Below are 24,081 nucleotides of genomic sequence, written 5' to 3' on the forward strand. Positions count from 1 at the left end.
TAAGGGGGAATTGCCCAGCAGAGAACCAGATTACCACTATGGCTATGTCCAAGCCTACTTACACCCCAGTAAGAAACAACACGCCACCCAAAAGCCTACAGAGGTGCTCAAGCACTTACTAGCAATTTTGCCCAAGGGCTCAGTGGTGTTGGATTGTTTTTGTGGGAGTGGGAGCACGGGAGTGGCGTGTGTGCAATTGGGGTTAGATTTTATCGGGATAGAGAAGTCCAAAGAGTATGCTAAGATCGCTCAAGAGAATTTAAAGCGCGCTATGGGGGCAGAGGGGTTATTTGCATGAGCGCGCTTAAATGGGCTTTGACCAGCCTTTTAGGGCTTAGCTTGTGTGCTTGCACCCCTAGGGTGATCTACAAAGATGTTTATATCCCCACCAAGTGCAAGGTCATTAAACCCACACGCCCCCCCAGCAGTCTAAACACTTTGGACTACCTTAAAGCCCTCTTGATTTACACCGAGCAATTAGAAAGGGATTTGGATTTTTGCACCAAGGGGAGTCTAGGCTGAAGGCAACACCTCAAAAGAACCCCGCCTTAAGCGGGGAAATCCTCACGCTATCGTTTGAATTTTAATACAAACTTAAGCCCAAAAAAAGAGATTTTTAGGCAAAATGAGCGTAAAGGATTTTTGCTAGCTTTTGGCATAGCAATCCTTTAAAAGAGGTTACCCCCATTTGGGGGCATTTTATTTTACCCTCTAAGCCCTTAAATTGCCCACTCTGTTTTTAACCATATCCAAATTTTACATTTTGCCTCTTTGCCAAGTGCCCACCATAGGGGGCTAGAGGGGGGTAATGTAAAGCTTGTCATCAATCTTACACCACTCTAGTTGGGCAAACTTGCGCCACTTTGGTTTTTATCATCTTGGTGGGCATAAGGATTAAAATGCTAAAGCGTTTGGGCTTAAGCTAGGCCACTCTAGGTGGGGCTTTTCTAGCCTTTTGGTATCAATTGCCCGTTTGACTATTAAAATGCTAGCGCATTTTGCAAAAGCCTAGGGGCTTTTGCTCATTAAACTAGAAGGGTTTAATCCTTGTGTCCAAGAGTTCTAAAGGCTAGAATGGGTTATCTGCAAGGAGAGATGATGGACTTGACAGAACAAGAGTTGGTCCAATTAAAAACCATTGACAATGATTTAGTCGCCAGTGGGGGGGGGAAATGAGGAGGAGAGATTACGAAAGGGTTCCCAATATATGAGTGTAGCTCAAATTGTGGATAATCCCATACAAGCCCAACACAAGAGGGCACTATAACAGATACAATCAATGTGGCAGAGAGTCTTACGCCATACAATATCTCCCAGCCTAGATCAAAAATGATAATAATAATTTACAAAGAGGCTCATGGTGCGTTGCAAAGTGATCACCCCATACCCACCCTTGTCATAATTGCCCCACTTATTATGGTCGTTCTCTTTATAGTAGGTTAGAGGGACAAAAAAGATGCGCCCGCCCATTTCAAAACTCTGGTGCTTGGTAATATTAGCCCTAAGCCCGACCTGGATACCCGCTTGCACGCCGGTGATCTTAAACTCCGCACTATTGCCCTTTAAATTGATCAGACCTGCCATGTGTTCCCAAACTTCATTGGCAGTCACGCATGCTCGTGGGCGGGTAGCAATTTGGGTTTGACAAGTCTTGTCGCTAGCATAAGAAGGCCCTAGCAACCAAGTGTTCCCGCCCACAAATGCCCCAACAAATATGCCAAAACTGTGGGTATTTTTGTGGTAAAAATCAATCAAAATGTCTAACCCTGCCCCGTAGAAAAAGCTAGCTATTGGCTGGGTGGCATTTTGTTTGGCCAAAATATCATCTACATCGCGTCCATAGACCAAGTAGGCGTAATTACCCCCCTGAGCACTGGCACGCACATAGCCACGGAAACCCAAAATCCTAGGCTTTTTCAAAAAATACTGGTAACCCATTTGCAAACTCCCCCCAAAGAGTGCCCCAGAATGCCGTTGGCTTTCTTCTGCCGGGAATCCCGGAATCTGATCCGCATCCCCGCCAATTTTAAATTCATAATGCCGCACAAAGGGAGAATAAACAAACCCCCCGCCTACATAAAACCCTTTATTGTCGGCTAGCAACACCCCCAAAACCACCCCCACCAAACCCCCCACTCTAAACACTGAAAACATCAAGACCCTTAAAATAAATAAATAGAATCCCCCCCATGCTAGCATGTTTTAGATCAGGCCAAAGACACGTTTTTTCTGCCATAAGAGCGTGGAGAATAAGAGGGCAAAACTCAGCATACTTAGGATTAAGGCGTATTGGTTGGCAAGCTCTTGATTGTTGGCCTCTGATTCAATAAAGATGGCGATACTGGCCACACGGGTTTGCCCTTCAATATCCCCCCCGATCATCATCACCACCCCAAATTCCCCAATGGTGTGTGTAAAGGTCGTGGTGAGGGCGACCAATAAAGAGGGTTTGATATTGGGTAAGAGCACTCTAAAGAAAGTATAAAACCGTCCCTTGCCTAAAGTGTAGCTGGCTTCTTTGAGTGAGGGGGGCAGGCTGGCTAGGGCGTGCTTGATGGGATTAACCATAAAAGGCAAAGAAAAGATCACACTCCCCACCACCAATCCCTCAAAGGTAAAAACCAGCTTCAAATGCAAAGTTTTTTGCAACCATGCACCTAGGGGGCTTGTGGGCGCAAATAAGATCAGGAGATAAAACCCTAGCACCGTGGGGGGCAAGACTAAAGGCATCCAAGTCAAGGTTTCTATGAAAGTTTTAAACAAGCCCCCCCTATGTGCCAAATACGCTCCTAGAGCCAACCCGATGGGCAATAAAATTAAGGTGGTGAGAGTGGCGAGCAATAGCGTAAGATAGAGTGTAGAGAAAAAGGCATGATCCAATTAGAGTCCCTCTACCAAATACCCATAGGCCTTTAAAATCTTTTTACCCTCCGGACTTAAAATAAAAGATTCAAACTCTTTGGCTAGCTTTTTATGCCCCCCCTGATTGGTGAGCACCATGGCTTGTTTAATGGGTGTGTAGAGGTGAGCGGGGACAATCAAGTAGTGTTGCGTGTTTTTCAAGTCCATTAACGAGAGTGCACTAAAACCCAAATCCGCCCCCTTGCTAGCGACATATTGGTTGGCCTGAGAAATGGAATTGGCTTGCACGATTTTACTTTTAAGCTGTTGATCTAAACCTAGCTTTTCTAACACTTCCATGCTGGCTTTGCCATAGGGAGCTAGATGAGGGTTGGCAATGGAGAGGTGGTTAAACGAACCTTTGAGTGCATCTAGCGATTCAACTTCGCGCGTGGCACTCCAAAGCACCAAAACACCCTTGGCATAGACCTTCACCTCATAGGGTGTGTATCGCTCCTCTTTGAGTTTGAGGGGGCGTTCTTGATCGGCAGAGATAAAGAGATCAAAGGGTGCGCCCTGTGTGATTTGGGCATAAAGCTTACCACTAGAACCAAAACTAAGCTTGATCTGGGCTTTGGGGTGATCAAGCAAAAATCTTGTCCGGATAGCCTTGAGAGCCATTGTTAAATTAGCCGCACTGGCCACTTGGATTTGCTCGGCTTGTGCCACCAAAAAACACAACAAGAAAAGCCAAAAAGCACGCATAAAACCCCTTTTTATTGGTATTATAAGCTCCAAAGTTAAACAAGCCACTTTGTGTTAAAATGCCCTCTTTTCAAGGATAAAAATGGATAATTTAGAGAGAATGGAACAAGCCTTGTTGGCGATCAAAAATGGCGAGCTCATTATTTTAATGGACGATGAAGATCGCGAAAATGAGGGGGATTTAGTCATGGCAGGCATTTTTAGCACGCCTGATAAGATCAATTTTATGGCAAAACACGCCCGTGGGCTTATTTGTGTGTCGCTCACCCAAGAGATCGCTAACAAATTTGATCTTAAGCCCATGGTGAGTCATAATGATTCCAAGCATGAAACCGCTTTCACGGTCTCCATTGATGCTAGAGTAGCTAAAACCGGCATTTCTGCCTATGAACGATCTTTAACCATTGAGCTTTTATGCAAGGAACACACCAGCGCGCAGGATTTTGTACGCCCCGGGCACATTTTCCCCTTGATTGCTAAAGATGAAGGCGTTTTGGTCAGAACCGGACACACAGAGGCAAGCGTAGATTTGTGTAAATTAGCCGGTCTCAAGCCTATTAGCGTGATTTGTGAGATCATGAAAGAAGATGGATCGATGGCAAAACGGGGGGATAAGTTTTTGCTTGATTTTGCCAAAACACATGGGTTAAAAACCCTCTATGTCTCTGATATTGTGAGTTACCGCCTGCAGAGCGAAAATCTCTTAAAAATCCTAAGTCAAGAGTACGCCCAGTTTCTTGAGTTGCCTTGCACGCATTTTGTCTTTGAGGATCATTTGCACCGCAAGCATTACGCCTACCAATTTATGGGCGATTTAGCAAGACCCCTTGTGCGTTTCCACATCATCAAAAGCGATTATGAATTGCTAAGTCAGGGCGATCAATACCGCTTTTTGATGGATGCCTTGCAAAAATTGAGTGCTGAGGGCGGGTTTTTGATCTTTATTGATCCCCAAGCAAAGACCTATGACACGCTCAAGAACTTTGGGATCGGGGCGTTGATTTTAAAAAGCTTGGGGGTGAAAAGCTTTAGATTGCTCACCAGTCAAGATAACCCCGAACACACGGCTTTAAGGGGCTTTGGTTTAAATCTACTAGAGACTTTGCAACCCTAGCACCTTGCACTCCTTTAGTTCTTGTGCTTTAGCTCCTTTAGGAGCCAACAAGAGGTGTCAAAACCCATATTGCAAGCCTTTTGGTAGTATTGGCGCGCTTTTTCTTTGTCGGGCTTGACACCTTTACCATGTGCATACATAATTCCCAAATTACTGTAAGCTGCAGGCTCCCCCATGTCTGCTGCCTTTTGGTAATATTCTTTGGCTTTGGCGTAATCTTTGGGGATGCCTTCATCACCCTCATACATCGATCCCGCATCGAGATAGCCTGCTGCATATCCCATGTCGCCTGCTTTTTTGAAGTATTGCAGGGCTTTTTTATTATCTGGCTTCACAGCGCATTCGAATCTATCGCAATCGCCACCCACTTCATACAGATAGCCTAGGCAAAAATAAGCCTCTGCACTCCCTAAATCCGCTGCTTTTTTGTAATAGAACAAGGCTTGCGCATAATCACTAAAACCACTATCATAGTCGCTATACAGATCCCCCAAACCGATATAACCCTTAACACTCCCCATATCTGCTGCTTTTTGAAAGTATGTGAAAGCCTTGTTGTAATTTTTGCGATGATAAGCCTTGTTGGCTATAGAGAGGTATTGTTTAATTTGCTGGGCTTTTGTTTGGTTGTCATGGGCAAAAAGACTTGCCATACAACACAGACTGATGAGGGCTATCTTAAGGATGTTTTTAGCGGTGCGTGTCATCTCTCTGCTTTTTAGGATCAATCTAAACCTTACGGGCAATCAAGAGCCCAAAATTCACCCACTTAAAGAGCACCTCTACATGCTTAAAGCCCGCTTGCTCCAAAAGGGCGGTGTTTTCTTGCAAACTATAGGGCACAAGCACATTTTCTAGGGCTTCTCTTTTAAAGGTGATTTCGCTTAGGGTGTATCCCTGCGCTTGCTTGTAAAGATAGTAAAGCTCCACCATTTGTTTATCTAAAATGCGATCCAAGCTCATCATTTTCTCGGCTACCACCACCACGCCCCCGGGCTTTAGGGCGGCAAAAATGCGCCCTATCAAGGCTTGGCGTTGCAAGGGTCTAATGAATTGCAAAGTGTAGAGCAAGACAACAGCCCCGGCATTGTCTAAAGAGGTGTTTAAGAGATCTTCGCAACGCCAAGTTATCTTGGCAGTTTGCAATTTTTCTTGCGCCTTTTCTAGCATGCTTGGGGCGTTATCCACACCCACTAAAAGCGCATCGGAGGGCAAGAGGGGGGCTAGGGTGGCTAAAAAATTGCCCGTAGAACAGCCTAGATCATAAACCACGCCCTCTAAGTCTTGGGCTACAAAATGGCTAGCAAGCTTTAGAGTTTCTTGGTAGTAGGGGATAGAACGGGTGAGCATGTCATCAAACATGCCCGCCACTTGGCTGTCAAACTCAAAGCGTTTGGGTAAAGCGGTGCTAAAAAGGGTGTCCTTCACAACTGCGCTAGCCCAAAGACGGGCGAGCTAGGACTCGCGTAAGCTTTTTTAGGGATACGCCCGGCTAAATAACTCTTGCGCCCGGCTAGCACGGCAAATTTCATGCTCTCAGCCATGAGCACGGGGTCTTTAGCTAGGGCGATGGCAGAGTTGGTGAGCACCCCATCAGCCCCAAGCTCCATAGCCATGCTCGCATCGGAGGCACAGCCCACGCCCGCATCCACAATCACGGGCACTTTTACAGCTTCTTTAATAAAACCAATGTTATAGCGGTTTTGAATCCCTAGCCCGCTACCTATGGGGGAGGCTAAGGGCATCACCGCGCTTGCGCCCGCGTCTTCTAGTTTCTTAGCCATGATGGGATCATCATTGCTGTAAGCGAGCACACAAAAACCCTCTTTAGCTAAGATTTCACAAGCATTTAAGGTTTCAATGACATCTGGATATAGCGTTCGATCATCCCCGATAATTTCTAGCTTGATAAAAGTAATCCCCGTGGCTTCTTTGACTAGCCTAAAAAGGGCGATGGCTTCTTTGGCGTTGGTGCATCCGGCCGAATTGGGCAAAAAGCTAATGTCCGTGTCTTTGAAAGTGTCTAATAAATTTTCACTACTAGGGTCGGTGATATTGACTCGCCTAACCGCCACGGTGAGCATCTGCGCCCCGCTGGCTAGCGTGGCTTGCTTGGTGGTGGCAAAATCCTTATACTTGCCACTGCCCACAATCAAGCGGGAGGCAAAGGCTTTAGAGCCGATGATGAGGGGGTCGTGCATTAGGCTTTCTTATGCACGATCTGGTTGATGTAGTAATCCACAGAGCCTACGCCCTCTTTTTTAGCCCACTCCAAGCACTGGGAGACAAATGCCCAGTTGATGTGTTCGTAGAATTTTTCTAGATACACGGGGCGGGCGTTCTTGTGGTCAATGTAGTAGGCATGTTCCCACACATCTACCACCAAGAGGGGGACTTTTTTGTCTGTAACGGGGGTTTGGGCGTTGCTGGTTTGCACGATTTCAATCTTGCCATTAGCGGGGTTGAAAACCGCCCAGTTCCAGCCCGAGCCAAATAGGGTGGTCGCGCTTTTGAGAAAAGCCTCTTTAAAGCTCTCCAAAGAGCCATAATCATGTTCTAGCGCGCTTTTGAGCTCATCGCTCATCTCTGTCGCTTTAGGACTCAAGCAGTCCCAATAAAAATCGTGGTTGTAGATTTGGGCGGCGTTGTTAAACATGCCACCGCTAGATTTATTCAAAATGGTGAATAAACAGCTGTCTTTAAACTCACTATCCTTGATGAGGTTATTGAGATTATTGACATAGCCTTGGTGGTGTTTGCCATGGTGGAAGTCAAAGGCAACAGGACTTAAGAAGTCCCCCATGCTATCTTTGCTGTAGGGCAGGTCTCTTAAAACAAACATGTGATCTCCTTGTTTTTAAAATTAGGGGGCTATTATAGTCATTTTAGTTATATTTTTGATAAACACAAGCGATCTGGCTAGAAATGCCATGCGTGTGAGATAAAAAACACCACCCCCCGTTCAAAGGCACTTTTGGGCTCGGGGTTTAAAAAGATTTTAGCCCCGATCTCCACATCTAAAATGTGCCAAGTGACAATGGTGCGGAATTGCACCCCAAAAGTCCCAATCGCCCGAAAATAAGCTACTTTGGAGCGCGTCAAATCGCGGAAGGAATTCCAAGTATTGACAATGATATTTTTAGCCTTTTGGTTGAGCAACCAAGTATTGGCTCCTAGTTGCAAACCAAAGAAAAACGCCCAAGTGTTGATCGGATTTTTATTGTAGGCGACCATAAAATCTCCCCCCACCCCATAGGTGAACAAATTCACCTGCCGCCCAGCCGGTGGTTCTAGCAACACATTTCCATAATCTAAAAACACATAATAACGCCCATAAGCCCAATCGTGTTTAGGATTGACTTCATACCCCCAAGTGATCGATGCCCCCTGCATAAATTGGGTAGTCCCCAAAGATTTTAAATAAATAATGCCCGCTTGGTAAGACGAGGACATATAGCTCAAATTCTTAGCATAAATACAACAAGTGGTACACAATAAGCAACACCACCTTCTTAAACTCAAAACGACCCTTGCAATTTTTTTTATACCAATTTAGCATAAATTGGCTAAAGCTTGGGTTTTTTTGTTAAGCTAAAGCATGCTAGAATGCCAGTTTGATTAATTTTTTATAAGGATGAGCTATGTTAGAGGGTACACTCAGGGGAGAACTTTTAAAATCCCAAAAAAAGGCGTTGCGTAAAGAGAGCTTTTTAATGGCAAACTTGTATGGCAAAGGCATGCCCAATGTCTATGCTACTTTCAAAACCAATGATTTTATCCGCTTTGTCAAAAACAAACCTGACCTAGATTTTGAGGTTAAGATCGCCGATCAAACCTACCATGTTGTGGTGCAGGCTTACCAGAAAGACCCAGTTACTAACGCCTTAGTCCATGTGGATTTGCTGGTCTTGCAAAAGGGCGTTAAAACCAAGTTCCATATCCCCGTGAAAGTGCATGGGACTCCTGTGGGGCTTAAAAACAAGGGGATTTTAATGCTCTCTAAGGAACGCGTACAAGTGGAATGTTTGCCCGAACACCTCTTTTCAAGTTTTGAGGTCGATGTGGCGCATTTAGATGTGGGCGATGCGATCTTGGTGCGGGATTTGAAAACCCCCACACAGGCTCATATTTTAGAAAACCCCAATAACGCCGTGGTAGGGGTGATCAAAGCCAAGTAATGCTCATTGTTGGTCTTGGCAACCCCACGCCCGCCTACGCCCATACCCGCCACAATGTCGGCTTTGATATTTTAGATTTACTCGCCCGGAGTTTGGGGATTTCTTTTACACATTCCCAAAAATACCAAGCCGATTATGCCAAAGTCGGTGTGCAGGGCTATTTGCTCAAGCCCATGACCTATATGAATTTATCCGGGCAGGCTTTAGCTGCCTTTTTGCGCTACCATGACACGCAATCCGTTTTGATCGTGCATGATGATTTGGATTTGCCCTTGGGAGCGGTGCGTTTTAAGAGTAAGGGCGGGCATGGTGGGCATAATGGGCTAAAATCCATTGAGCAACACTACCCCCACCCAGTTTATAAAATGAAAATTGGGATCGGACGCAGTGCCCTCAAACATGACACCATCGCCTATGTCTTGCAACGCTTTAGCCCCGAGCAAGAGAGTCTAAAAGAGCAAATTTTCACCCACGCCCTCAAGGCACTTGAGTTTTACCTCCAGCAAGGCAATTTTAGTGCCATGCAAAATCGTTTCACCCTCAAATCCTTATCCCCATGAAACTTTGGGTCTTTGTTGCCTCGTATTACCTCAAATTCTGCCTGACTATTCTCGTCGCCTTAGAATTTTTTTTCATTGGCATTGATAGCCTGCAGTATGCTGAGAAATTCCCCAGCGCGGCTAACCTCATCGTGTTGTTCTTTGTCTATGATGGTCTGTATGCGCTTAACTACACCCTCCCCATCTCACTTTTGCTAGGCTGGTACTCTTTTACATCGCCTTTATCCGCTCCAACCAATACACCGCCCTTTTAGCCATTGGCTATTCTATCAAGCAGATTTTAGCCCCCATGCTGGCGATCAATTTGTTTTTTATCGTGGTGTTCATCGGACTGAATGCCACCCCCTTTGTCTATATGCAAGAAAAAGCCGAATCCATCATTTACAAAGACAATGCCGCCAATATCTCCGAAAATCTCTTAGTTAAATACAATGATGATTATGTTTATTTTGAAAAGATCAACCCCCTCTTGCAAAATGCCCAAAATATCAAAATTTTTACCCTGCAAGAGGGCGTGTTACGCACCTTTGCGCAAGCCTCTAGTGCGGTGTTTGAGGATCGCTACTGGGTCTTGCATGGGGTCACCCTTTCAACCTTGCCCTTCCCCCTCACTTTAGGACAACAAGGCTTGCACGTACAAAAACTCCCCATCTTAAAAACCCTTAAGGGTTTCCGCCCCAAAGTCCTAGACACCATCTACCAAAACAAGCCCGCTGTCTCGATCACAGATGCGATCCGCTCCTTGCATGTCCTTTACAAACAAAAGGCAGACACCAAAAAGATTCGGGGGTTTTTATATGTTTCTATCCTCCTCCCCTTTTTTGTCCCCCTCACCGCTATTTTAATCGCCTACTATACCCCCAACCTCGCCCGCTATGAAAACTTAGCCCTTTTGAGTCTGAAATTTATTTTACTCTCCTTGATCCTATGGGGGCTGTTCTTTGCTTTAGGCAAATTTAGCATCTCAGGCATATTCTTACCCGAAGTGGGGATTTTAATGCCCTTCCTCACGCTTTTAGGCATCGCCCTTTATCACTACAACAAGCTCAACACCCGTTTATAACACAAACTCTCAAGTCCAAAAATGCACGCGCCCTTGACAGGGGGAAAGAAGGTGATATATAATGTGCCAGCTTTGAAAACAAGAAGTTGGCATGTTTTTAGGCACGTTAGAGCTAGAGGGGAAAAAGACGTTTTTACAGATCGCCCACCATTTTGCATGGAGCAATCACGATTTTTCAGACGCACAAAAGGGTGTGATCGCCACTTATTGTCTAAAAATACAGATTGGAGGTATTTACTAGAACTCACTTGAATGGAGAAAATGGGCAAAGTTATTATCTCACGCTCCACTAATCCCCAGCCTTTGAAACCATATATTTAAGTCTGACTTGATACTAAGAATTGTTGTTAAATCCCTGCTTTAAAAAGCGTTTGCCCTCTAAGTTGGTGGTTTTCCCCAAGCTGTCTAAATATTCCAAATAGGCGATTAGGAATTTGCGCGAGAGGGGCAAATGGGTTTTTAGGAGTTGGATGTCTAGACTGGGGTGTTCTTGGAGCAATTTTAAGATCAAATCTAACACTTGTTGCAGGGCTTGGCTCTCCAGAAAGACATTATGACTCAAGCGCACCACCTTTTTGGCTTGGCAGAGGGCTTTTAAAGCCCGATCGCCCATTTGGCGATCCACATCGAGGACATCATAGAGATTATAGGGGGCTTGGGGGGCAAATTGCCCTTGTTTGAGGAGGGCATAAAGCTTATCTTGAAGCTTTTCTTGCACCTTTTCTAAGATGAGCCCTTTTTGCACCCATAGCCCTTTTTGCTCCTCAATCTTGCCCTGATCTTGCAAGGTTTGAAAAGCTAGGGTGGCTAGGTAGGGGCTGATGTAGCTATGTTTGTGGGCTAAACTTTTGGCACTTAACAAGGCTTGGGGGTTGTTTTGATAAATGCTAGCAATGGTGTGCGTTACGCTTTTTAAAGTGCTTTGTGGGTAGAGCACATATTCTTGACAATCCACAACCACCCCGCCCACTTGGTTAGCAATTTCTAGAGCTTTAGTGGGCTTGAGTGCAAATCTTTGCAGACTAGAGAGCAGACCAAAGCCTTTTTTGTGCGCTTGGGCTAGAATACTAAAGGCTTGGATTAAATCTTGGCGATCGAGGGCTTTGAGCAAGTCAAGCTTAATGGGTTTTTTGAGCAAATCAGTGATGGGATTAAGAATCTGTGCTGCCCCCCAAATGCGCTGTTGCAGGCTTACAATCCCCACATCGCCAAAACAAGCAAAGATAGCTTGATCAAGCACCAAAGTCACATAAGGATATTGCAAAATCAGGACTTTTGCTTGGATTTTGAGCATACCTATTTGCAGGCTGATGCGTTGGTTGTGCTGGATGGGCAAAGATTGGGGAGCGGCTAAAAGCTTGGCATCTACACAATCAAATGCGCGCAAATAACCCTTTGTGCTTAAGAGCATGCCCATTTTGAGTTCTTCAGCCCTCACCCCTTGTAATTGCAACGCCACGCGCTGGTGTTGGTGGGCTTCTTGGATTTCTTGGGCGTGTTGGTGTAAGCTCTTAACCCCCACGACTCGATTTAAAGGGGCAATCCAAACTTTGTCATGTTCTTTAATTGACCCGCCTAAAATACTCCCGCTCACCGCCACGCCCCGCCCGGGCAAGACAAAAACCCGATCAATGTAGAGTCTAAAAAGGCGATCCAGATCGCCACCTTGTTTTCTTTTGTAAAAAGGGTAGTTTAATAAAAAATTTTTCAGGTCCTCTAGGCTTTGTGGATCGTAGATACTGCACGCCAAAAGGGCTAAGATAGTCAATTTGTAAGGTTTGAGGCTGGCTTGGATACTCTGTTTTTGTGCCTCCAAATCTAGGCACTTGTCCGTCTTACTCAAAACCACCACGCATGGAATCTTTAAAAAAGAGAGGGTACAAGCATGCTCTAGGCTTTGGGCTTTTAGCCCCTCATTAGCATCGATCACCAACAAGCCCACATCGAGCCCAAAACTCCCCCCCACCATTTTAAACACTAAATCTTGATGTCCGGGCACATCAACAAAACCCAAAGTTCTAGTTGCACTTTTCAGCGCGCTAAAGCTTAAATCAATGGTGATTCCGCGCTCTTTTTCATGCACGCTGGTATCCCCCTCAAAACCTGTAAGGGCTTTGATCAGCGCGCTTTTACCATGATCGACATGCCCACAAACGCCTAGTAAGAAGTATTCTGGCATTATCTTTCTTTGTAAATAGAACACCTGCCAGTAAGGCGTAAAATATCCCTCCCAAAAGTTTTGCCGATCACCTCATAACGGGGTAATAAAATAGTGTCGCATTTGTTTGCCGCAATGGCTTTGTTGAGCAATAATTCGTAAATATGCGGATCGGAGGCATCATAGCGTATTTGTGCGCTAACAACGGGACCAACGTCAAAATCGCTCGCATTAAAATGCATCGTATATTGGAACATGGGGACCCTAGCTGCAATCACAGAAGAACAACCCACAAATACCAGCACAAAAACACCTAAAATCCCCAACAACACCCTTGTATGCATGATCACTCTTTTGATGATTTAACACAACGCATTCTAACACAAAAAGAGCGGGCACTCAAGATTATTAGGGGTATTTACACACCACCCCAACCGATTGCACCCAGCCTTTAAAATAAATTTGTTCTGTTTGCACATGCAAAGATAGATGCTGTCCACTTGGGGGGATCAACACCGCTTGATCCAAAGTGTTATGTTTGCGATGGGCGGCAATAAACACCGCCGCCATGCCCGTCCCGCATGCCAAAGTGATGTCCTCAACTCCGCGTTCATAGGTGGCTAGTCTGATGGTATGGGAATCTTGGATATAGGCAATATTGACATTGGCATTAAAATGCCTGCGTAAATCTTGCATTTGTGGAGTCTTGTGCGTGGGGATTTGGTCAGGGTGATCCACAAAATGCACCAAGTGGGGCACACCCGTATCGATTAAGTGCCATAAACAACCCTCCAGTTCCAAGCTTTGAAGCCACGTATAATGCCCCAAATTGCTTTGCACCAACGCTTGTTGCCCTTGTAATTCTTGGATTTCCACGCTAATAACTTTAGTGTTGCTCACAAAAGAGTGTTGCAAGGGGGCTAAACCCTGCATGTAGGCATAGAAGGCTACACACCGACTCGCATTCCCACACATGCTAGCCACGCTCCCATCGGCATTATAAAAGTCCCATTCATAGGCATGTTTGGCATGGGGCAATAAGATCACCAAACCATCTGCCCCAAAACCAGAATGGCGATCACAAAGCTCTTTAGCCAAGCTGGATCGATCCTGCTTTTGGAATGGTGGGTGATCAAAAAATCATTCCCACTGGCGCAATATTTATGGAAAATCATCGCTCTCCTTTGTCTAGTTTGGGTATTATATAGCAAAAATCTAGGACTCCTGTGCGACCGGTGTATTTTTTCTGGCTACTTTTTAGCATTGCCTTTTATTGGATGCTCTACTTGTATGAGGATTTCTTAATGGATTTGCTCATCGCGGGTCTGCTCTGCGTAACCGTGTTTTGGCTCAAAGAGTTTTTTGATCGGCACATGAGCAATTTATTAAGCTCCCTGCTCTGCGTGTTGGCGTTGCTGAGTTGTCTTGTTATCCCCGTGTATTTCTTGGTTTATAAGAGCGCAGATTTCATTTTCCACCTGAATTTAGAGCGGGTGTCTTTCTTTATGGAGAAGTTTAAAGCCGATTTGTTGGTGCGTTTGGAGAGTTTCCCCGCTCTTAGCGAATACGCCCATAAAATTCTTGCCAATATCTCTGCACACTCGATCATGTCCTATGTTTTGCAGTTTAGTAGCGATATTGGCAAATATAGTTTGAAGTTTGCCAGCGACACGGTGATGGTGCTGGTGTTCTTGTTTTTGTGTTTTTTTTTACGGGCAAACTTTTTACCAATATATTCTAGAAGTTTTGCCCTTTGAGAAAATCCAAAGCAAGGGCATTTTTAGAGAGGTGGCGGGGATTTTGCGCGTGGTGCTCTTAACCTCCATTATCAATGTGGTCTTACAAGGTTTTGCCTTTGGAATCTTAATGGTCGTCTTTGGGCTTGATTGGCTCTCTTTGGGAATTTTATACGGACTAGCCGCGCTCATTCCCATTGTGGGTGGGGCTTTGGTGTGGGTGCCCGTCTCGCTTTATGAGATGTATTTGGGGCAGGGCACGCACGCGCTCATCATCGCACTTTACTCCATTATCCTCATTGGGGGCTTGATTGATAGCCTGATCAAACCCCTTTTAATTGGGGTGATCAAAGAGAAAGTTTTGAAAATCTCTCTTAAAATCAACGAGATTTTGATCTTCTTTTCTATCTTGGCAGGCATTAGCAAATTTGGGTTTTGGGGAATCGCGGTGGGTCCTACTATCACCGCATTTTTTATTGTGCTTTTACGCGTGTATGAAAAGTCCTTTATTAAGAAGCCCTCTATGCTACCGGCACAATCTGGGGGAAACCATAGGCAATGATGGTGATAGCAATCCCCATCAAGATCACAAAGATCACGGAATACTTCACCGTAAATTTAAACAGATCGGACTCTTTACCACTTAAACCCACCGCCGCGCACGCAATGGCGATACTCTGTGGGCTAATCATCTTGCCCAAAGTTCCTCCCACGGTGTTGGCTGTGAGCGTGAGCACTTCGGGGATTTTTAAATTGCCTGCTGTGAGCTGTTGGAGAGAGCCAAAGAGTAGGTTAGAACTGGTGTCACTCCCGGTGAGGAACACGCCAATCCAGCCAATGATGGGCGAGAAGAAAGTAAAGGCTTTGCCCGTGTGCGTGAGAGCTAAAGCCATCGTGGCAGAAATTCCACTGTAATTGGACACAAAGGCAAAGCTTAAAACTAATCCAATGGTTAAAATCGGGTAGCGCATTTCTTTGAGGGTTTCTACAAACACGCTAGTTGCCTCACTAGGCTTGACACGGAGCACAAAAATACTCAAAATTGCAGCGACAAAAATAGAAGTCCCCACGGTGTTAATCAAGGGTAATTTAAAGATCACTGGGATTGTCGCGCTCTTGCCTTCTACCACAAAAGGTGCGCTTTTAAAGATTTTTTGACTAATGCTCTCAAATTCAAAATAAAAATTAGAGAAAGCTAACGCCCCACCTTTAGCAAACAGAGATTTAAACCAAGGCTGAGTCCAAATCACAATGGTGATGATTAAGATGATAAAAGGTGCCCATGCTACGAAGACCTTACAGATATGGTGTTTTTGGTGTGTGTGGGCAACCTCTTTGCCATCGCTCCTAAAAATGTGCTTGGGTTGCCAAAATTTCAAAAAGATTGCTGTTGATACTAGAGATACAATGGCAGAGAGAATCCCGGGAAGTTCTGGACCTAGATAGTTTGAGCTTAGATATTGGGCGAGGGCGAAACTAAAGGCAGCCACAAACACCGCCGGAAAAGTTTCTTTGATGCCACGCACGCCGTCCATCAAAAACACAATAAAAAAGGGCACAAGCAAGCTGACAAAAAATAAAATTTTGCCCGCCATCGCACTGATCGCTAGCGCGCTCACACCCACCGCGCCGGCCATTGCGGTGATGGGAATGCCTACCGCGCCAAAGGCAACCGGCGCAGTATTGGCAATCAAACATAACCCAGCTGCATAGAGGGGATTAAGACCAAGGCCTACTAAAATAGCCGCCGTGATAGCTACCGGTCCGCCAAATCCAATCGCCCCCTCTAAAAACGAGCCAAAACAAAACCCAATCAAGATCACTAAAATGCGGTGATCTGGGGTAATAGATTGCACACTTTCCTTAAGAATCTCAAAGTAGCCGGATTTGACAGAGAGTTTATAGAGGAAAATCGCTGCGATGATGATCCACGCAATGGGCCAAAGCCCATATAAAAAGCCATAGATAAAGCTAGCCCCCACCATGCCCATAGGCATTTTATAAACCCCTACAGCAATCAGCACCGAAAGGGCGACACTCAAAAATGCGGCGATGTGCCCTTTGAGTTTGAAGACAATCAAAGACATAAAAAAGAGTACAATAGGCAAAACTGCCACAAAGGCACTCAACCATATATTATCCAGCAAAGGAGCATAAACCTGATGCCATTCCATAAACTCTCCTCACAATTTGCAATAGGAGGCAGTATAGCATGATTGCTAGAGTCCGCTTTTGATTCGCTGTCTTTTATACCCTTGTGCGTGTGTGGGTTTGTAAAATAGCAACATTTGGCACAAAACAGCGCGTGCCTGCAAAACCCTTTAAGCCCTTATCTTCTAAAAGACTTGCCAGCTCATAACCCATGCCCCCTAGTGCAAAAAGATGGGCTTTGACCTCTAGGGAGAATTGATCCAAATAGTCAAGCCCTAGGGGCGGGGGCTTGTTAGGCGTAGCACAAATGGGGCTGATGGTGCAAAAATGCGCTCCCAAATCCAGGGCTTGCAACACTTCCTTAGCGTTGTGTGCACTGTAAAAAATTTGGAGATTTGCTGGAATGTGTGGAATCCCTAAAATTTGTGCACCCTTGACATGCACGCCTTTAAAACCATGTTCTAAAGCCTTTTGGATACTTAGCTTTAAAGTGGGGAGGTTTAAAAAACTGGTGATGTAGTGGACATGGCAGGTTTTTGCAAATAAATCTAAGAGTTGCGGGGGGAAATTAGCACCCCTTAGAGAGGCTTTGTGGATGGTGTGGGCATCAAAGGTGGCTTGCAAAGTGGCTTGGAAAATTTGGGGATCGCTACTAAGAGGGGGGGTGATCCAATAGGTTTCTAGGCTACTCAAATACGCTTTTGGGAACTCTCTTTGAGTAGGGCGGACATGGATTTTGCCACAATGGCAAAAAAACTAAAGAGTCCCAAGACAAAAAGAGAGAAAAAGATCGCCACCATTAAACCAAATTCTTTAAATATAAAAAAGCACAGGACACCACACGCCAAGGCAATGCCCACAAACAACCCGGCAAAGAAGTCTAAAATGGAAATGATCGTTTCTTTTTTCATAGCTTAAATTTTAGTGATCCTCATCGACTAAAACCGCGCCGGCCAGATAGACATAGGTTAAGATCATGAACACAAAGGCTTGCAAAATACCCATGAAGAAGAGCACCATGAAGGGCGCAATGGGGATAGCCCATGGCACGAGCAAGAGCATGATAAGCAAAAACATGTCATCGCCCTTGATATTGCCAAAGAGACGGAAGGAAAGCGAGATGATGCGCGAAAAGTGGGAGACAATCTCCACAGGGAGCATGATAGGGATGAGCCACTTAACTGGACCCAAAAAGTGACTGAAATATTGGATCACCCCTTGGGTGCGAATCCCCTCAAAATGGTAGTAAAAAAAGACGATGAGGGCAAGCACGAGCGTAAAGCTCCAATTAGCCGTAGGGGCTTCAAAGCCCGGAATAATGCCAATCATATTGCAATAAAAGACAAAGAGGGCGATGGTGCCCGCTAGGGGGAAGTATTTACGGGCTAGCTCCTCCCCGATCACATCTTTAGCCACGTATAAAATCCCTTCAATGGTGGCTTCATAGATGTTTTGCAACCCAAAGGGCACCATTTGCAACTTTTTAACCGCCATCTTGCTAATCATCAGGGTAAAAAGCGCACACACGACCGTATAAAACCCGATGATAAAATTATGATCGGTGCTGATAAAACCTGCAAAAGTAAAAAGCCGATGATCCATGTTCTCTCCCAAAAATTAATTAGACAGGGTGCGCCCTTTTTCAATGGTCGCTTGGCATGCCTGCATCAAAATTCCCTTAAAGGCTTTTTGTTCCAACACGCTAATCCCGGCGATGGTCGCACCCCCCGGGGTGGTGATAGCCTCAATGATCTCTTGGGGGCTTGAAGTTTCTAAAAGTTTAGCAAAGCCGGCAAAACTTTGGGCAACTAGCTTAGAGGCTTGCTCTTGGCTCAAACCTGCACACACGCCAGCACTAATCAAGCCCTGTGCCTCCATGCCTAAAAAGGCTAAAGCACTCCCATTAGTCGCCAAAGAGGCATCTAAGAGAGTTTCGCTCTCCACCTCTACGACCTGTCCCAAGCATTCTAAAATCGCGCGCGCCTCGTCTTTTTGGGCACTGGGGGCATACATTGTAGTTGCTGAGAGGGCATGGATAGCAGCAATATTGGGCATGCACCGCACATAATGCGTGCTTTGCACATGGGTTTGCAAACTGGGCACGCCCACCCCAGCCAGGAGACTAATCACCATATACGCTCCGCCTTCATATCTTAGGCTTTTGAGTCCATAGGGTTTAATGGCTAACAGCACGATACTATCTTGCACCTCTATTTTCTTGCCATGCGGGGGGAGGATTTTCACCTCAATGGGCAAACTTTGCAAAAAAGGGCGGGCTTTTTGGGGGTCTCTGCCCGTGATTTGGAGCTGGTAATTTTCTAGTTTAGAGGCATTTTGTGCCAAACCCTTTAAAAGGGCTTGTGCCATGCGCCCATAACCCACCACGATTAAATTCCTCACTGATCCTCCTTTGGAGTCTGGTAAAAGCTGGCGATTTTTTCTGAAATTTGGTATTGGGGGTATTTGGTGTTATCTAAAATCACTTGTGCCATCAGTTGATCATCAAAGTTAAAGACTAGGGGAGCTAGAAAATTAATGGTCGATTCTCTTAAGGGGCTTTGGATCACCATGATATTGGCAATTAAAATATTTTCTGCCCTGTCTAGGTTGAGCAAGACTTGCAATGCAATGGGAATCTCAAATTCATAGGCGCGCAAGGCAAAGGGATTGACAAGGGTAAAGGTAGGCGTTGGGGAATCGGCGTTGCGTAGGCGCATAAAGACGGCATCAATTTTCTCCAAATCCATATGGGTCACATCCTCAAACCCTAGAATAGGGGATTTTACACTAAAAAGCATTCCAGCCCTTGAAAGTAGTTCGCAATAATCTGAGCCGATTTTACCACAATCTAATGGCAAAAATCAATGTGGTATCATGGGGGCGGATTTTTGGTATAATGGGTTTTTTAGAGCAATTAAGGAGAACGATGCGTGTCTTTTGGTTTAGTTTGGCGTGCATGGTGTTATTTTTAGGGTGCACGAACAAGAAAAAAGAAGCGATCTACAACCGCCCGGCAATTTTTTGGTATCAGGGGATTTTTCGTGAGATTTTGTTTATGAATTTAGAAACAGCGGACAATTATTATTCTTCTTTGCAGAGCGAACATATTAATTCGCCCCTAGTGCCTGTAGCGATGTTGGCTTTAGGGCAGGCGCATTTGAAAAAGAAAGAGTTTGTGTTGGCAGAGTATTATTTTGATGAATACATCAAGCGCTTTGGTAATCCGGAGAATATTGACTATCTCAAATATCTTAAGCTCCAAGCGCGCTACTATGCCTTTAAAAACCACAGCAAAGATCAGGAGTTCATGTCTAACACCATTGGCATGCTCAATGAATTTGTGGATCAATACCCCCATAGCCGTTTTATCGATCAAGTGGAATACATGCAGGTCAAGTTTATCTTGGGGCAAAATGAACTCAACCGGGCAATCGCCAATGTGTATAAAAAACGCCACCAAAAAGAGGGGGTGAAGCGTTATTTGGGGCGTGTCGATGAGGTCTTAGAAAAAGAGACCCATCCCAAAAAGTCCCACATGCCTTGGTATGTGGCAATGTTTAACTGGTAAGGATGAAGATGACAGAAAAGTTCCCAAGTATTGTGCCTGTGATTGTGGAAGAAGAGGCCTTTATGTATCCGTTCATGATCGCGCCTATTTTTATTAACAGCGAGGCAAATATCAAGGCGGCTAACAAGGCCAGCAAAGAGAAAAATGATTTAATTTTTGTGAGTTGCGCTAAAAATAGTGAGAGAATGGGGGAGGATAAATTTTACGATGTGGGTGTGATTGGTTCGATTGTGCGCAAGGTCGTTCTGCCTGATAACCGCATGAAAATCTTGTTTCAAGGCATTTGTAAGGGCAAGGTGCTCGCCATCGAGTCGCATGACCCTCTAGAGGCGATGGTGGATGTGATCACCTATCGCGAATACGACACCGACAAAATCAACGCCATCATTGAGATTTTAAAAGAAAAGGTCGCCAACCTTGCCAATATCAGCCAATTTTTCCCTCCCGATTTGTTGAAGGCTGTGGATGATAATAGCGATCCTAACCGTATTGTGGATTTAGTCGCCTCTGCCTTGCGCCTCAAAAAAGATCAGTCCTATAAGCTCTTTGCTAATGATAATACCGAAGAGAGACTCTTAGACCTTATTGATTTGGTGATGGAGGAGATCAAAACCCAAAAACTCCAAAAAGAGATCAAGAGCAAGGTTCATAGCAAAATGGAGCAGGTTAATAAGGAGTATTTTTTAAAAGAACAACTCAAGCAGATCCAAAAAGAGCTGGGGATTGACAAACAACGCGATGAGGAAATCCAAGAATACACCAAAAAACTCCAAGAAATTGAGCCTTTTATCACCAAAGAAATCCACAAAGAGATTAAAAAACAGATTGAACGCTTGAGTCGAATCCATCAAGATAGCTCAGATGTGGGGATTTTGCAAAATTACATTGAATGGGTGCTGGATATTCCCTTTGGGCAATACAGCCAAAAGAAACTCTCTATCAAAGATGTGGAAAAACAGCTAGACTTGGATCACTATAGCCTAGAGAAGCCTAAAGAGCGCATTGTAGAATACTTTGCCACGATGGAGCTTTTGCGCTTGCGCCAGCAAGAAAGCAAGGAGAGCAAGGGCACGATTTTATGCTTTTATGGACCTCCTGGGGTGGGCAAAACTAGTCTGGCTAACTCCATTGCTAGGGCTATGGAGCGCCCGCTAATCCGCATCGCACTAGGAGGCTTGGAGGATGTCAATGAGCTTAGAGGGCATAGGCGCACTTATTTAGGCTCGATGCCCGGGCGCATTGTGCAGGGTTTGATTGAGGCTAAGAAAATGGATTGCGTGATGGTGCTTGATGAGATTGACAAGTCGATAAGAGCATGCGTGGCGATCCAGCCAGCGCGCTTTTAGAAATTTTAGACCCCGAGCAAAACACCAGCTTTAGGGATTACTACACAAACTTTAATATCGATCTTTCTAAGGTTATTTTCATCGCCACTGCCAATGACATTGCCACGATCCCCGCCCCCTTGCGGGATCGCATGGAATTTATCAGTGTATCCAGCTACACCCCTCAAGAAAAAGAGCAGATCGCGCTTAATTACCTCATCCCCCAAGAGCTCAAAAAACATGCCTTAAGCCCTAATGAAGTGGTCTTAAGCCTAGAGTCTGTTAGACTTTTGATTGAAAAATACACGCGAGAAGCCGGGGTAAGGGGGCTTAGGCGTGTTATTGCTGCGATCATGCGCAAATGTGCTAAAAAGATTTTACAAGCCAACGAGGATAAGCCCCAAGGCAAGCGGGGCAGAAAGCGCAAGATTGTTATTGAACCGACCAATATCCCCGACTTCTTAGACAAGATCGTTTTTGAGATTGATCCCATCGACAAAGAAGATGCAGTGGGGATCGTCAATGGTTTAGCTTGGACGAGTGTGGGCGGGGATGTGCTCAAAATTGAGGCGATTAAAATTAAGGGTAAAGGGAATCTCAAGCTCACAGGGTCTTTAGGCGAAGTGATGAAAGAATCGGCTTATATCGCCCATTCGGTGGTCAAAACCCTTTTGGATGAAGAGGTGTTGATCCCCAAAAAGAAAAAGCCCAAAGAGGGTAGAATTTACAATCTCTACGATCTGCACTTGCATGTGCCTGAGGGCGCAACGCCTAAAGATGGACCCAGTGCGGGGATCACAATGGCAACCAGTATCGCCTCTATTTTGTGTGATAAAAAGGTGCGCGCCGATGTGGCGATGACGGGCGAACTGACCTTGAGCGGGCGGGTTTTGCCCATCGGCGGGTTGAAAGAAAAATTGATTGCCAGCTTTAAGGCGGGCATTAAAACCGCCTTGATCCCAGAGAAGAATTACACCAAAGACCTCAAAGACATCCCCAAAGAAGTCCAAGACAACATGGAAATCAAGGCCGTGCAGACGATCCAAGATGTCCTCAATGTGGCTTTGGTAAATCATTAGTGCAAATTGGCATCATCGGGCTAGGTTTGATGGGGGGCTCTTTGGGGCTAGCTTTGCAAGAAGTGCGCGCTCGGTTGCAAATTAAGCGTATTTTAGGCTTTGATAGTAACCCCCTACACGCCCAAATGGCTTTGAGTTTGGGGCTGGTGGAAGAATGCGTGGATTTTGCCAGTATCCAAGCTTGTGAGGTGCTTTTTTTAGCCATCCCGCTTGATGGGATCGTGCAGGTGTTGCAAAACTTAAAACCCACCCCCCACAGCACGATCATTGAGATCGGCGGGGCTAAAGAACAAATCATAGATGCCATTCCACCCAGCCTACGCCCCCAAGTGGTGGCTAGTCACCCGATGTGTGGGACGGAGTTTTATGGGCCAAAAGCTGCCCTTAGGGGTTTGTATCAAAATAAAATCGTAATCTTAGTGGATTGCCAAGATTGCGCACCCGAACATTTAGAGAGGGCTAAGGATATTTTTAGTGCCATTGGCATGCAGATGGTGAAAATGGGTGCGCACGAGCACGATGAACACATTGCTTTAATCAGCCACTTGCCCCATGTGCTCAGTTATGCCTTAGCCAATGTCGTTCTCTCCCAAGAGAGCCCGCAAAATATCCTCTCTTTGGCTGCTGGGGGGTTTAAAGACATGAGCCGTCTTTCTAAAAGTTCACCCATCATGTGGCGTAGCGTCTTCAAACAAAACCGCAAGCATGTGCTAGAAGCCCTCAATTTGGCTTTAACAGAACTCCAGCACGCTAAGGATTTGCTAGAAAATCAAGATTGGGACAACTTAGAGGCATGGATGGCACGGGCAAATTGTTTGCAAGAATTTATGTAGGGGGGTAGCTATGGAAGCCCAACTGATGAAGCTTGCCATTGAAACTTATAAAATCACCTTGATGATCTCTTTGCCCGTGTTATTGGTGGGCTTAGTGGTCGGGCTTATTGTGAGCATCTTCCAAGCCACCACGCAAATTAACGAAATGACCCTATCCTTTGTGCCCAAGATTCTAGCTGTGATCGCCGTCATTATCTTGACCATGCCTTGGATGCTCAATATGCTCTTAGATTATACAAGCATGCTTTTTAAGTTGATTCCTAAAATTGTGTCTTAGAGGAAAACCCAAGAATTCCGAATGGGAAACTTGGGACCAAAGATGTTTGCTAACTCACTTTGAAGATTCGATCTCCTCAATTTTGGATTTGACAGCCCGTAAATCGGTCTCAATGAGAGAAATGGTGGCTTTCAAGCCGACAATCTCAGTTTTAGCAGCTTTAAGTTGTTTATCCTTGCTTTGAATCTCTTTAATATATTTTTGTTCTCTTAGGTGTTTGGATACTGTGGGTTGAGAAACTTGCACATCCTCATGTTGGGCAATTTGTGTTTCGGTCAAGCCTTTTTCTCTGAGTTCGCACATACGCTGTATTTTTTCGTTAGATGTTTTTTTTCATTAATGTCCTTTTCTAAGAATTTTAAGAGGTTCTAGCGAGTTTGCTCGCACACTCTGCCTCATAGGCGTCCTTTATCAGAGATTCATGGCCAATAAG

The 24,081-nt window shown here is 45.2% G+C and carries 26 protein-coding genes and 4 pseudogenes; 12 read left to right on the top strand and 18 right to left on the bottom strand.

Annotated features, from left to right (window positions below; genetic code table 11):
• On the top strand, positions 1–298 hold a 298-nt coding region (locus EAO36_RS06490), incomplete at its 5' end, for a site-specific DNA-methyltransferase (RefSeq protein WP_162983272.1).
• On the top strand, positions 295–522 hold the full coding sequence (locus tag EAO36_RS06495; protein WP_120948841.1) for a hypothetical protein: 228 nt from the start codon (positions 295–297) through the stop codon (positions 520–522). The genes EAO36_RS06490 and EAO36_RS06495, both read left to right, overlap by 4 nt.
• A gap of 801 nt (positions 523–1,323) precedes the next feature.
• Here the strand turns inward: EAO36_RS06495 and EAO36_RS06500 are convergent.
• The 3 genes from EAO36_RS06500 to modA are packed head-to-tail and all read right to left on the bottom strand — an operon-like array spanning position 1,324 to position 3,606.
• Positions 1,324–2,154, bottom strand: coding sequence for an outer membrane beta-barrel protein (locus EAO36_RS06500; protein ID WP_235852397.1), 831 nt, complete (start codon positions 2,152–2,154; stop codon positions 1,324–1,326).
• 48 nt (positions 2,155–2,202) lie between these two features.
• Positions 2,203–2,880 carry a molybdate ABC transporter permease subunit gene (modB, locus tag EAO36_RS06505; RefSeq protein WP_120948603.1) on the bottom strand — a complete coding sequence of 226 codons (678 nt, stop codon included), beginning with the start codon at positions 2,878–2,880 and terminating at the stop codon, positions 2,203–2,205.
• The gene (gene modA / locus EAO36_RS06510) at positions 2,881–3,606 is read right to left on the bottom strand and encodes a molybdate ABC transporter substrate-binding protein (RefSeq protein WP_120948602.1); all 726 of its coding nucleotides are present in this window, start codon (positions 3,604–3,606) and stop codon (positions 2,881–2,883) included. It abuts the gene before it with no gap.
• 82 nt (positions 3,607–3,688) lie between these two features.
• On the opposite strand from modA, the gene EAO36_RS06515 reads away from it, so the two are divergent.
• Positions 3,689–4,720, top strand: a complete 1,032-nt coding sequence (locus EAO36_RS06515) for a bifunctional 3,4-dihydroxy-2-butanone 4-phosphate synthase/GTP cyclohydrolase II (RefSeq protein WP_120948601.1) — start codon at positions 3,689–3,691, stop codon at positions 4,718–4,720.
• A 14-nt stretch (positions 4,721–4,734) separates the two neighbouring features.
• On the opposite strand, the gene EAO36_RS06520 is transcribed toward EAO36_RS06515, so the two are convergent.
• The 5 genes from EAO36_RS06520 to EAO36_RS06540 all read right to left on the bottom strand — a co-directional run bounded on the left by EAO36_RS06520 (position 4,735) and on the right by EAO36_RS06540 (position 8,242).
• Positions 4,735–5,427: a tetratricopeptide repeat protein gene (locus tag EAO36_RS06520; RefSeq protein WP_120955882.1), complete on the bottom strand. Its 693-nt coding sequence runs from the start codon at positions 5,425–5,427 to the stop codon at positions 4,735–4,737.
• A 22-nt stretch (positions 5,428–5,449) separates the two neighbouring features.
• Positions 5,450–6,148, bottom strand: coding sequence for a carboxy-S-adenosyl-L-methionine synthase CmoA (cmoA, locus tag EAO36_RS06525; RefSeq protein ID WP_120955872.1), 699 nt, complete (start codon positions 6,146–6,148; stop codon positions 5,450–5,452).
• A complete protein-coding gene (locus EAO36_RS06530) occupies positions 6,145–6,921 on the bottom strand; it encodes a thiazole synthase (protein ID WP_120955873.1) in 777 nt (258 codons plus the stop codon). The genes cmoA and EAO36_RS06530 overlap by 4 nt, the downstream gene beginning before the upstream one ends.
• Entirely contained in the window at positions 6,921–7,562 is a 642-nt protein-coding gene (gene sodB / locus EAO36_RS06535; protein ID WP_120955874.1) for a superoxide dismutase [Fe], read from the bottom strand. Before sodB ends, EAO36_RS06530 begins: the two co-directional genes overlap by 1 nt.
• A 77-nt stretch (positions 7,563–7,639) precedes the next feature.
• The gene (locus tag EAO36_RS06540) at positions 7,640–8,242 is read right to left on the bottom strand and encodes an outer membrane protein (protein WP_235852284.1); all 603 of its coding nucleotides are present in this window, start codon (positions 8,240–8,242) and stop codon (positions 7,640–7,642) included.
• A gap of 119 nt (positions 8,243–8,361) precedes the next feature.
• On the opposite strand from EAO36_RS06540, the gene EAO36_RS06545 reads away from it, so the two are divergent.
• The 4 genes and pseudogenes from EAO36_RS06545 (at position 8,362) to EAO36_RS08500 (ending at position 10,762) form a co-directional block, all read left to right on the top strand.
• A complete protein-coding gene (locus EAO36_RS06545) occupies positions 8,362–8,898 on the top strand; it encodes a 50S ribosomal protein L25/general stress protein Ctc (RefSeq protein ID WP_120955875.1) in 537 nt (178 codons plus the stop codon).
• Positions 8,898–9,458, top strand: coding sequence for an aminoacyl-tRNA hydrolase (gene pth, locus EAO36_RS06550; protein ID WP_120948596.1), 561 nt, complete (start codon positions 8,898–8,900; stop codon positions 9,456–9,458). Before EAO36_RS06545 ends, pth begins: the two co-directional genes overlap by 1 nt.
• Positions 9,455–10,521 (top strand): annotated as a pseudogene (locus tag EAO36_RS06555) (LptF/LptG family permease). The gene pth and the pseudogene EAO36_RS06555 overlap by 4 nt, the downstream one beginning before the upstream one ends.
• A 91-nt stretch (positions 10,522–10,612) precedes the next feature.
• A complete protein-coding gene (locus EAO36_RS08500) occupies positions 10,613–10,762 on the top strand; it encodes a hypothetical protein (protein ID WP_162983098.1) in 150 nt (49 codons plus the stop codon).
• 93 nt (positions 10,763–10,855) lie between these two features.
• Here the strand turns inward: EAO36_RS08500 and selB are convergent, their stop codons facing one another.
• The 3 genes and pseudogenes from selB to dapF form a co-directional block, all read right to left on the bottom strand.
• Positions 10,856–12,700, bottom strand: coding sequence for a selenocysteine-specific translation elongation factor (gene selB, locus EAO36_RS06560; RefSeq protein WP_120955876.1), 1,845 nt, complete (start codon positions 12,698–12,700; stop codon positions 10,856–10,858).
• On the bottom strand, positions 12,700–13,023 hold the full coding sequence (locus EAO36_RS06565) for a hypothetical protein (protein WP_120948594.1): 324 nt from the start codon (positions 13,021–13,023) through the stop codon (positions 12,700–12,702). The genes selB and EAO36_RS06565 overlap by 1 nt, the downstream gene beginning before the upstream one ends.
• 64 nt (positions 13,024–13,087) lie before the next feature.
• Positions 13,088–13,854, bottom strand: a pseudogene (dapF, locus tag EAO36_RS06570) (diaminopimelate epimerase).
• 51 nt (positions 13,855–13,905) lie between these two features.
• On the opposite strand from dapF, the pseudogene EAO36_RS06575 reads away from it, so the two are divergent.
• A pseudogene (locus EAO36_RS06575) lies at positions 13,906–14,977 on the top strand (AI-2E family transporter).
• Here EAO36_RS06575 and EAO36_RS06580 read toward each other — a convergent pair.
• The 6 genes from EAO36_RS06580 to fliW form a co-directional block, all read right to left on the bottom strand.
• Positions 14,937–16,589: an L-lactate permease gene (locus tag EAO36_RS06580; RefSeq protein WP_120948591.1), complete on the bottom strand. Its 1,653-nt coding sequence runs from the start codon at positions 16,587–16,589 to the stop codon at positions 14,937–14,939. The pseudogene EAO36_RS06575 and the gene EAO36_RS06580 overlap by 41 nt on opposite strands.
• Before the next feature lie 73 nt (positions 16,590–16,662).
• Positions 16,663–17,259 carry a thiamine phosphate synthase gene (locus tag EAO36_RS06585; protein ID WP_120948590.1) on the bottom strand — a complete coding sequence of 199 codons (597 nt, stop codon included), beginning with the start codon at positions 17,257–17,259 and terminating at the stop codon, positions 16,663–16,665.
• Positions 17,256–17,477, bottom strand: a complete 222-nt coding sequence (locus EAO36_RS06590) for a hypothetical protein (protein WP_120948589.1) — start codon at positions 17,475–17,477, stop codon at positions 17,256–17,258. Before EAO36_RS06590 ends, EAO36_RS06585 begins: the two co-directional genes overlap by 4 nt.
• A 10-nt stretch (positions 17,478–17,487) precedes the next feature.
• Positions 17,488–18,168, bottom strand: coding sequence for a F0F1 ATP synthase subunit A (locus EAO36_RS06595; protein WP_120948588.1), 681 nt, complete (start codon positions 18,166–18,168; stop codon positions 17,488–17,490).
• 15 nt (positions 18,169–18,183) lie between these two features.
• Positions 18,184–18,966, bottom strand: coding sequence for a pyrroline-5-carboxylate reductase (gene proC / locus EAO36_RS06600; RefSeq protein ID WP_205585521.1), 783 nt, complete (start codon positions 18,964–18,966; stop codon positions 18,184–18,186).
• Positions 18,963–19,364 carry a flagellar assembly protein FliW gene (gene fliW, locus EAO36_RS06605; RefSeq protein WP_120948587.1) on the bottom strand — a complete coding sequence of 134 codons (402 nt, stop codon included), beginning with the start codon at positions 19,362–19,364 and terminating at the stop codon, positions 18,963–18,965. Before fliW ends, proC begins: the two co-directional genes overlap by 4 nt.
• 128 nt (positions 19,365–19,492) lie before the next feature.
• Between fliW and bamD the strand changes: the two genes are divergently transcribed.
• From bamD to fliQ, 4 genes and pseudogenes are all read left to right on the top strand, one after another.
• Entirely contained in the window at positions 19,493–20,134 is a 642-nt protein-coding gene (gene bamD, locus EAO36_RS06610) for an outer membrane protein assembly factor BamD (protein WP_120948586.1), read from the top strand.
• 8 nt (positions 20,135–20,142) lie between these two features.
• A pseudogene (lon, locus tag EAO36_RS06615) lies at positions 20,143–22,538 on the top strand (endopeptidase La).
• Positions 22,538–23,371, top strand: coding sequence for a prephenate dehydrogenase (locus EAO36_RS06620; protein ID WP_120955877.1), 834 nt, complete (start codon positions 22,538–22,540; stop codon positions 23,369–23,371). Before lon ends, EAO36_RS06620 begins: the two are co-directional and overlap by 1 nt.
• Before the next feature lie 10 nt (positions 23,372–23,381).
• Positions 23,382–23,648: a flagellar biosynthesis protein FliQ gene (gene fliQ, locus EAO36_RS06625; protein WP_120948583.1), complete on the top strand. Its 267-nt coding sequence runs from the start codon at positions 23,382–23,384 to the stop codon at positions 23,646–23,648.
• Between the two features lie 54 nt (positions 23,649–23,702).
• On the opposite strand, the gene EAO36_RS06630 is transcribed toward fliQ, so the two are convergent.
• Complete coding sequence (locus tag EAO36_RS06630; RefSeq protein WP_120955878.1) at positions 23,703–23,951, bottom strand: hypothetical protein; 249 nt, start codon at positions 23,949–23,951, stop codon at positions 23,703–23,705.
• Positions 23,952–24,081 lie beyond the last annotated feature (130 nt).

It is taken from the genome of Helicobacter mehlei (genome assembly GCF_003660265.1).
Lineage (GTDB): Bacteria > Campylobacterota > Campylobacteria > Campylobacterales > Helicobacteraceae > Helicobacter > Helicobacter mehlei.

Bases quoted from the DNA above. Each gene is read 5' to 3' on its own strand.
- EAO36_RS06530 (WP_120955873.1), bottom strand. From the start codon at position 6,921: ATGCACGACCCCCTCATCATCGGCTCTAAAGCCTTTGCCTCCCGCTTG.
- EAO36_RS06545 (WP_120955875.1), top strand. From the start codon at position 8,362: ATGTTAGAGGGTACACTCAGGGGAGAACTTTTAAAATCCCAAAAAAAG.
- EAO36_RS06565 (WP_120948594.1), bottom strand. From the start codon at position 13,023: ATGCATACAAGGGTGTTGTTGGGGATTTTAGGTGTTTTTGTGCTGGTA.
- EAO36_RS06500 (WP_235852397.1), bottom strand. From the start codon at position 2,154: ATGTTTTCAGTGTTTAGAGTGGGGGGTTTGGTGGGGGTGGTTTTGGGG.
- fliQ (WP_120948583.1), top strand. From the start codon at position 23,382: ATGGAAGCCCAACTGATGAAGCTTGCCATTGAAACTTATAAAATCACC.
- EAO36_RS06495 (WP_120948841.1), top strand. From the start codon at position 295: ATGAGCGCGCTTAAATGGGCTTTGACCAGCCTTTTAGGGCTTAGCTTG.
- selB (WP_120955876.1), bottom strand. From the start codon at position 12,700: ATGCCAGAATACTTCTTACTAGGCGTTTGTGGGCATGTCGATCATGGT.
- EAO36_RS06520 (WP_120955882.1), bottom strand. From the start codon at position 5,427: ATGACACGCACCGCTAAAAACATCCTTAAGATAGCCCTCATCAGTCTG.
- EAO36_RS06630 (WP_120955878.1), bottom strand. From the start codon at position 23,951: ATGTGCGAACTCAGAGAAAAAGGCTTGACCGAAACACAAATTGCCCAA.
- EAO36_RS06580 (WP_120948591.1), bottom strand. From the start codon at position 16,589: ATGGAATGGCATCAGGTTTATGCTCCTTTGCTGGATAATATATGGTTG.
- EAO36_RS06595 (WP_120948588.1), bottom strand. From the start codon at position 18,168: ATGGATCATCGGCTTTTTACTTTTGCAGGTTTTATCAGCACCGATCAT.
- EAO36_RS06590 (WP_120948589.1), bottom strand. From the start codon at position 17,477: ATGAAAAAAGAAACGATCATTTCCATTTTAGACTTCTTTGCCGGGTTG.
- EAO36_RS08500 (WP_162983098.1), top strand. From the start codon at position 10,613: ATGTTTTTAGGCACGTTAGAGCTAGAGGGGAAAAAGACGTTTTTACAG.
- pth (WP_120948596.1), top strand. From the start codon at position 8,898: ATGCTCATTGTTGGTCTTGGCAACCCCACGCCCGCCTACGCCCATACC.
- sodB (WP_120955874.1), bottom strand. From the start codon at position 7,562: ATGTTTGTTTTAAGAGACCTGCCCTACAGCAAAGATAGCATGGGGGAC.
- EAO36_RS06515 (WP_120948601.1), top strand. From the start codon at position 3,689: ATGGATAATTTAGAGAGAATGGAACAAGCCTTGTTGGCGATCAAAAAT.
- bamD (WP_120948586.1), top strand. From the start codon at position 19,493: ATGCGTGTCTTTTGGTTTAGTTTGGCGTGCATGGTGTTATTTTTAGGG.
- fliW (WP_120948587.1), bottom strand. From the start codon at position 19,364: ATGCTTTTTAGTGTAAAATCCCCTATTCTAGGGTTTGAGGATGTGACC.
- modA (WP_120948602.1), bottom strand. From the start codon at position 3,606: ATGCGTGCTTTTTGGCTTTTCTTGTTGTGTTTTTTGGTGGCACAAGCC.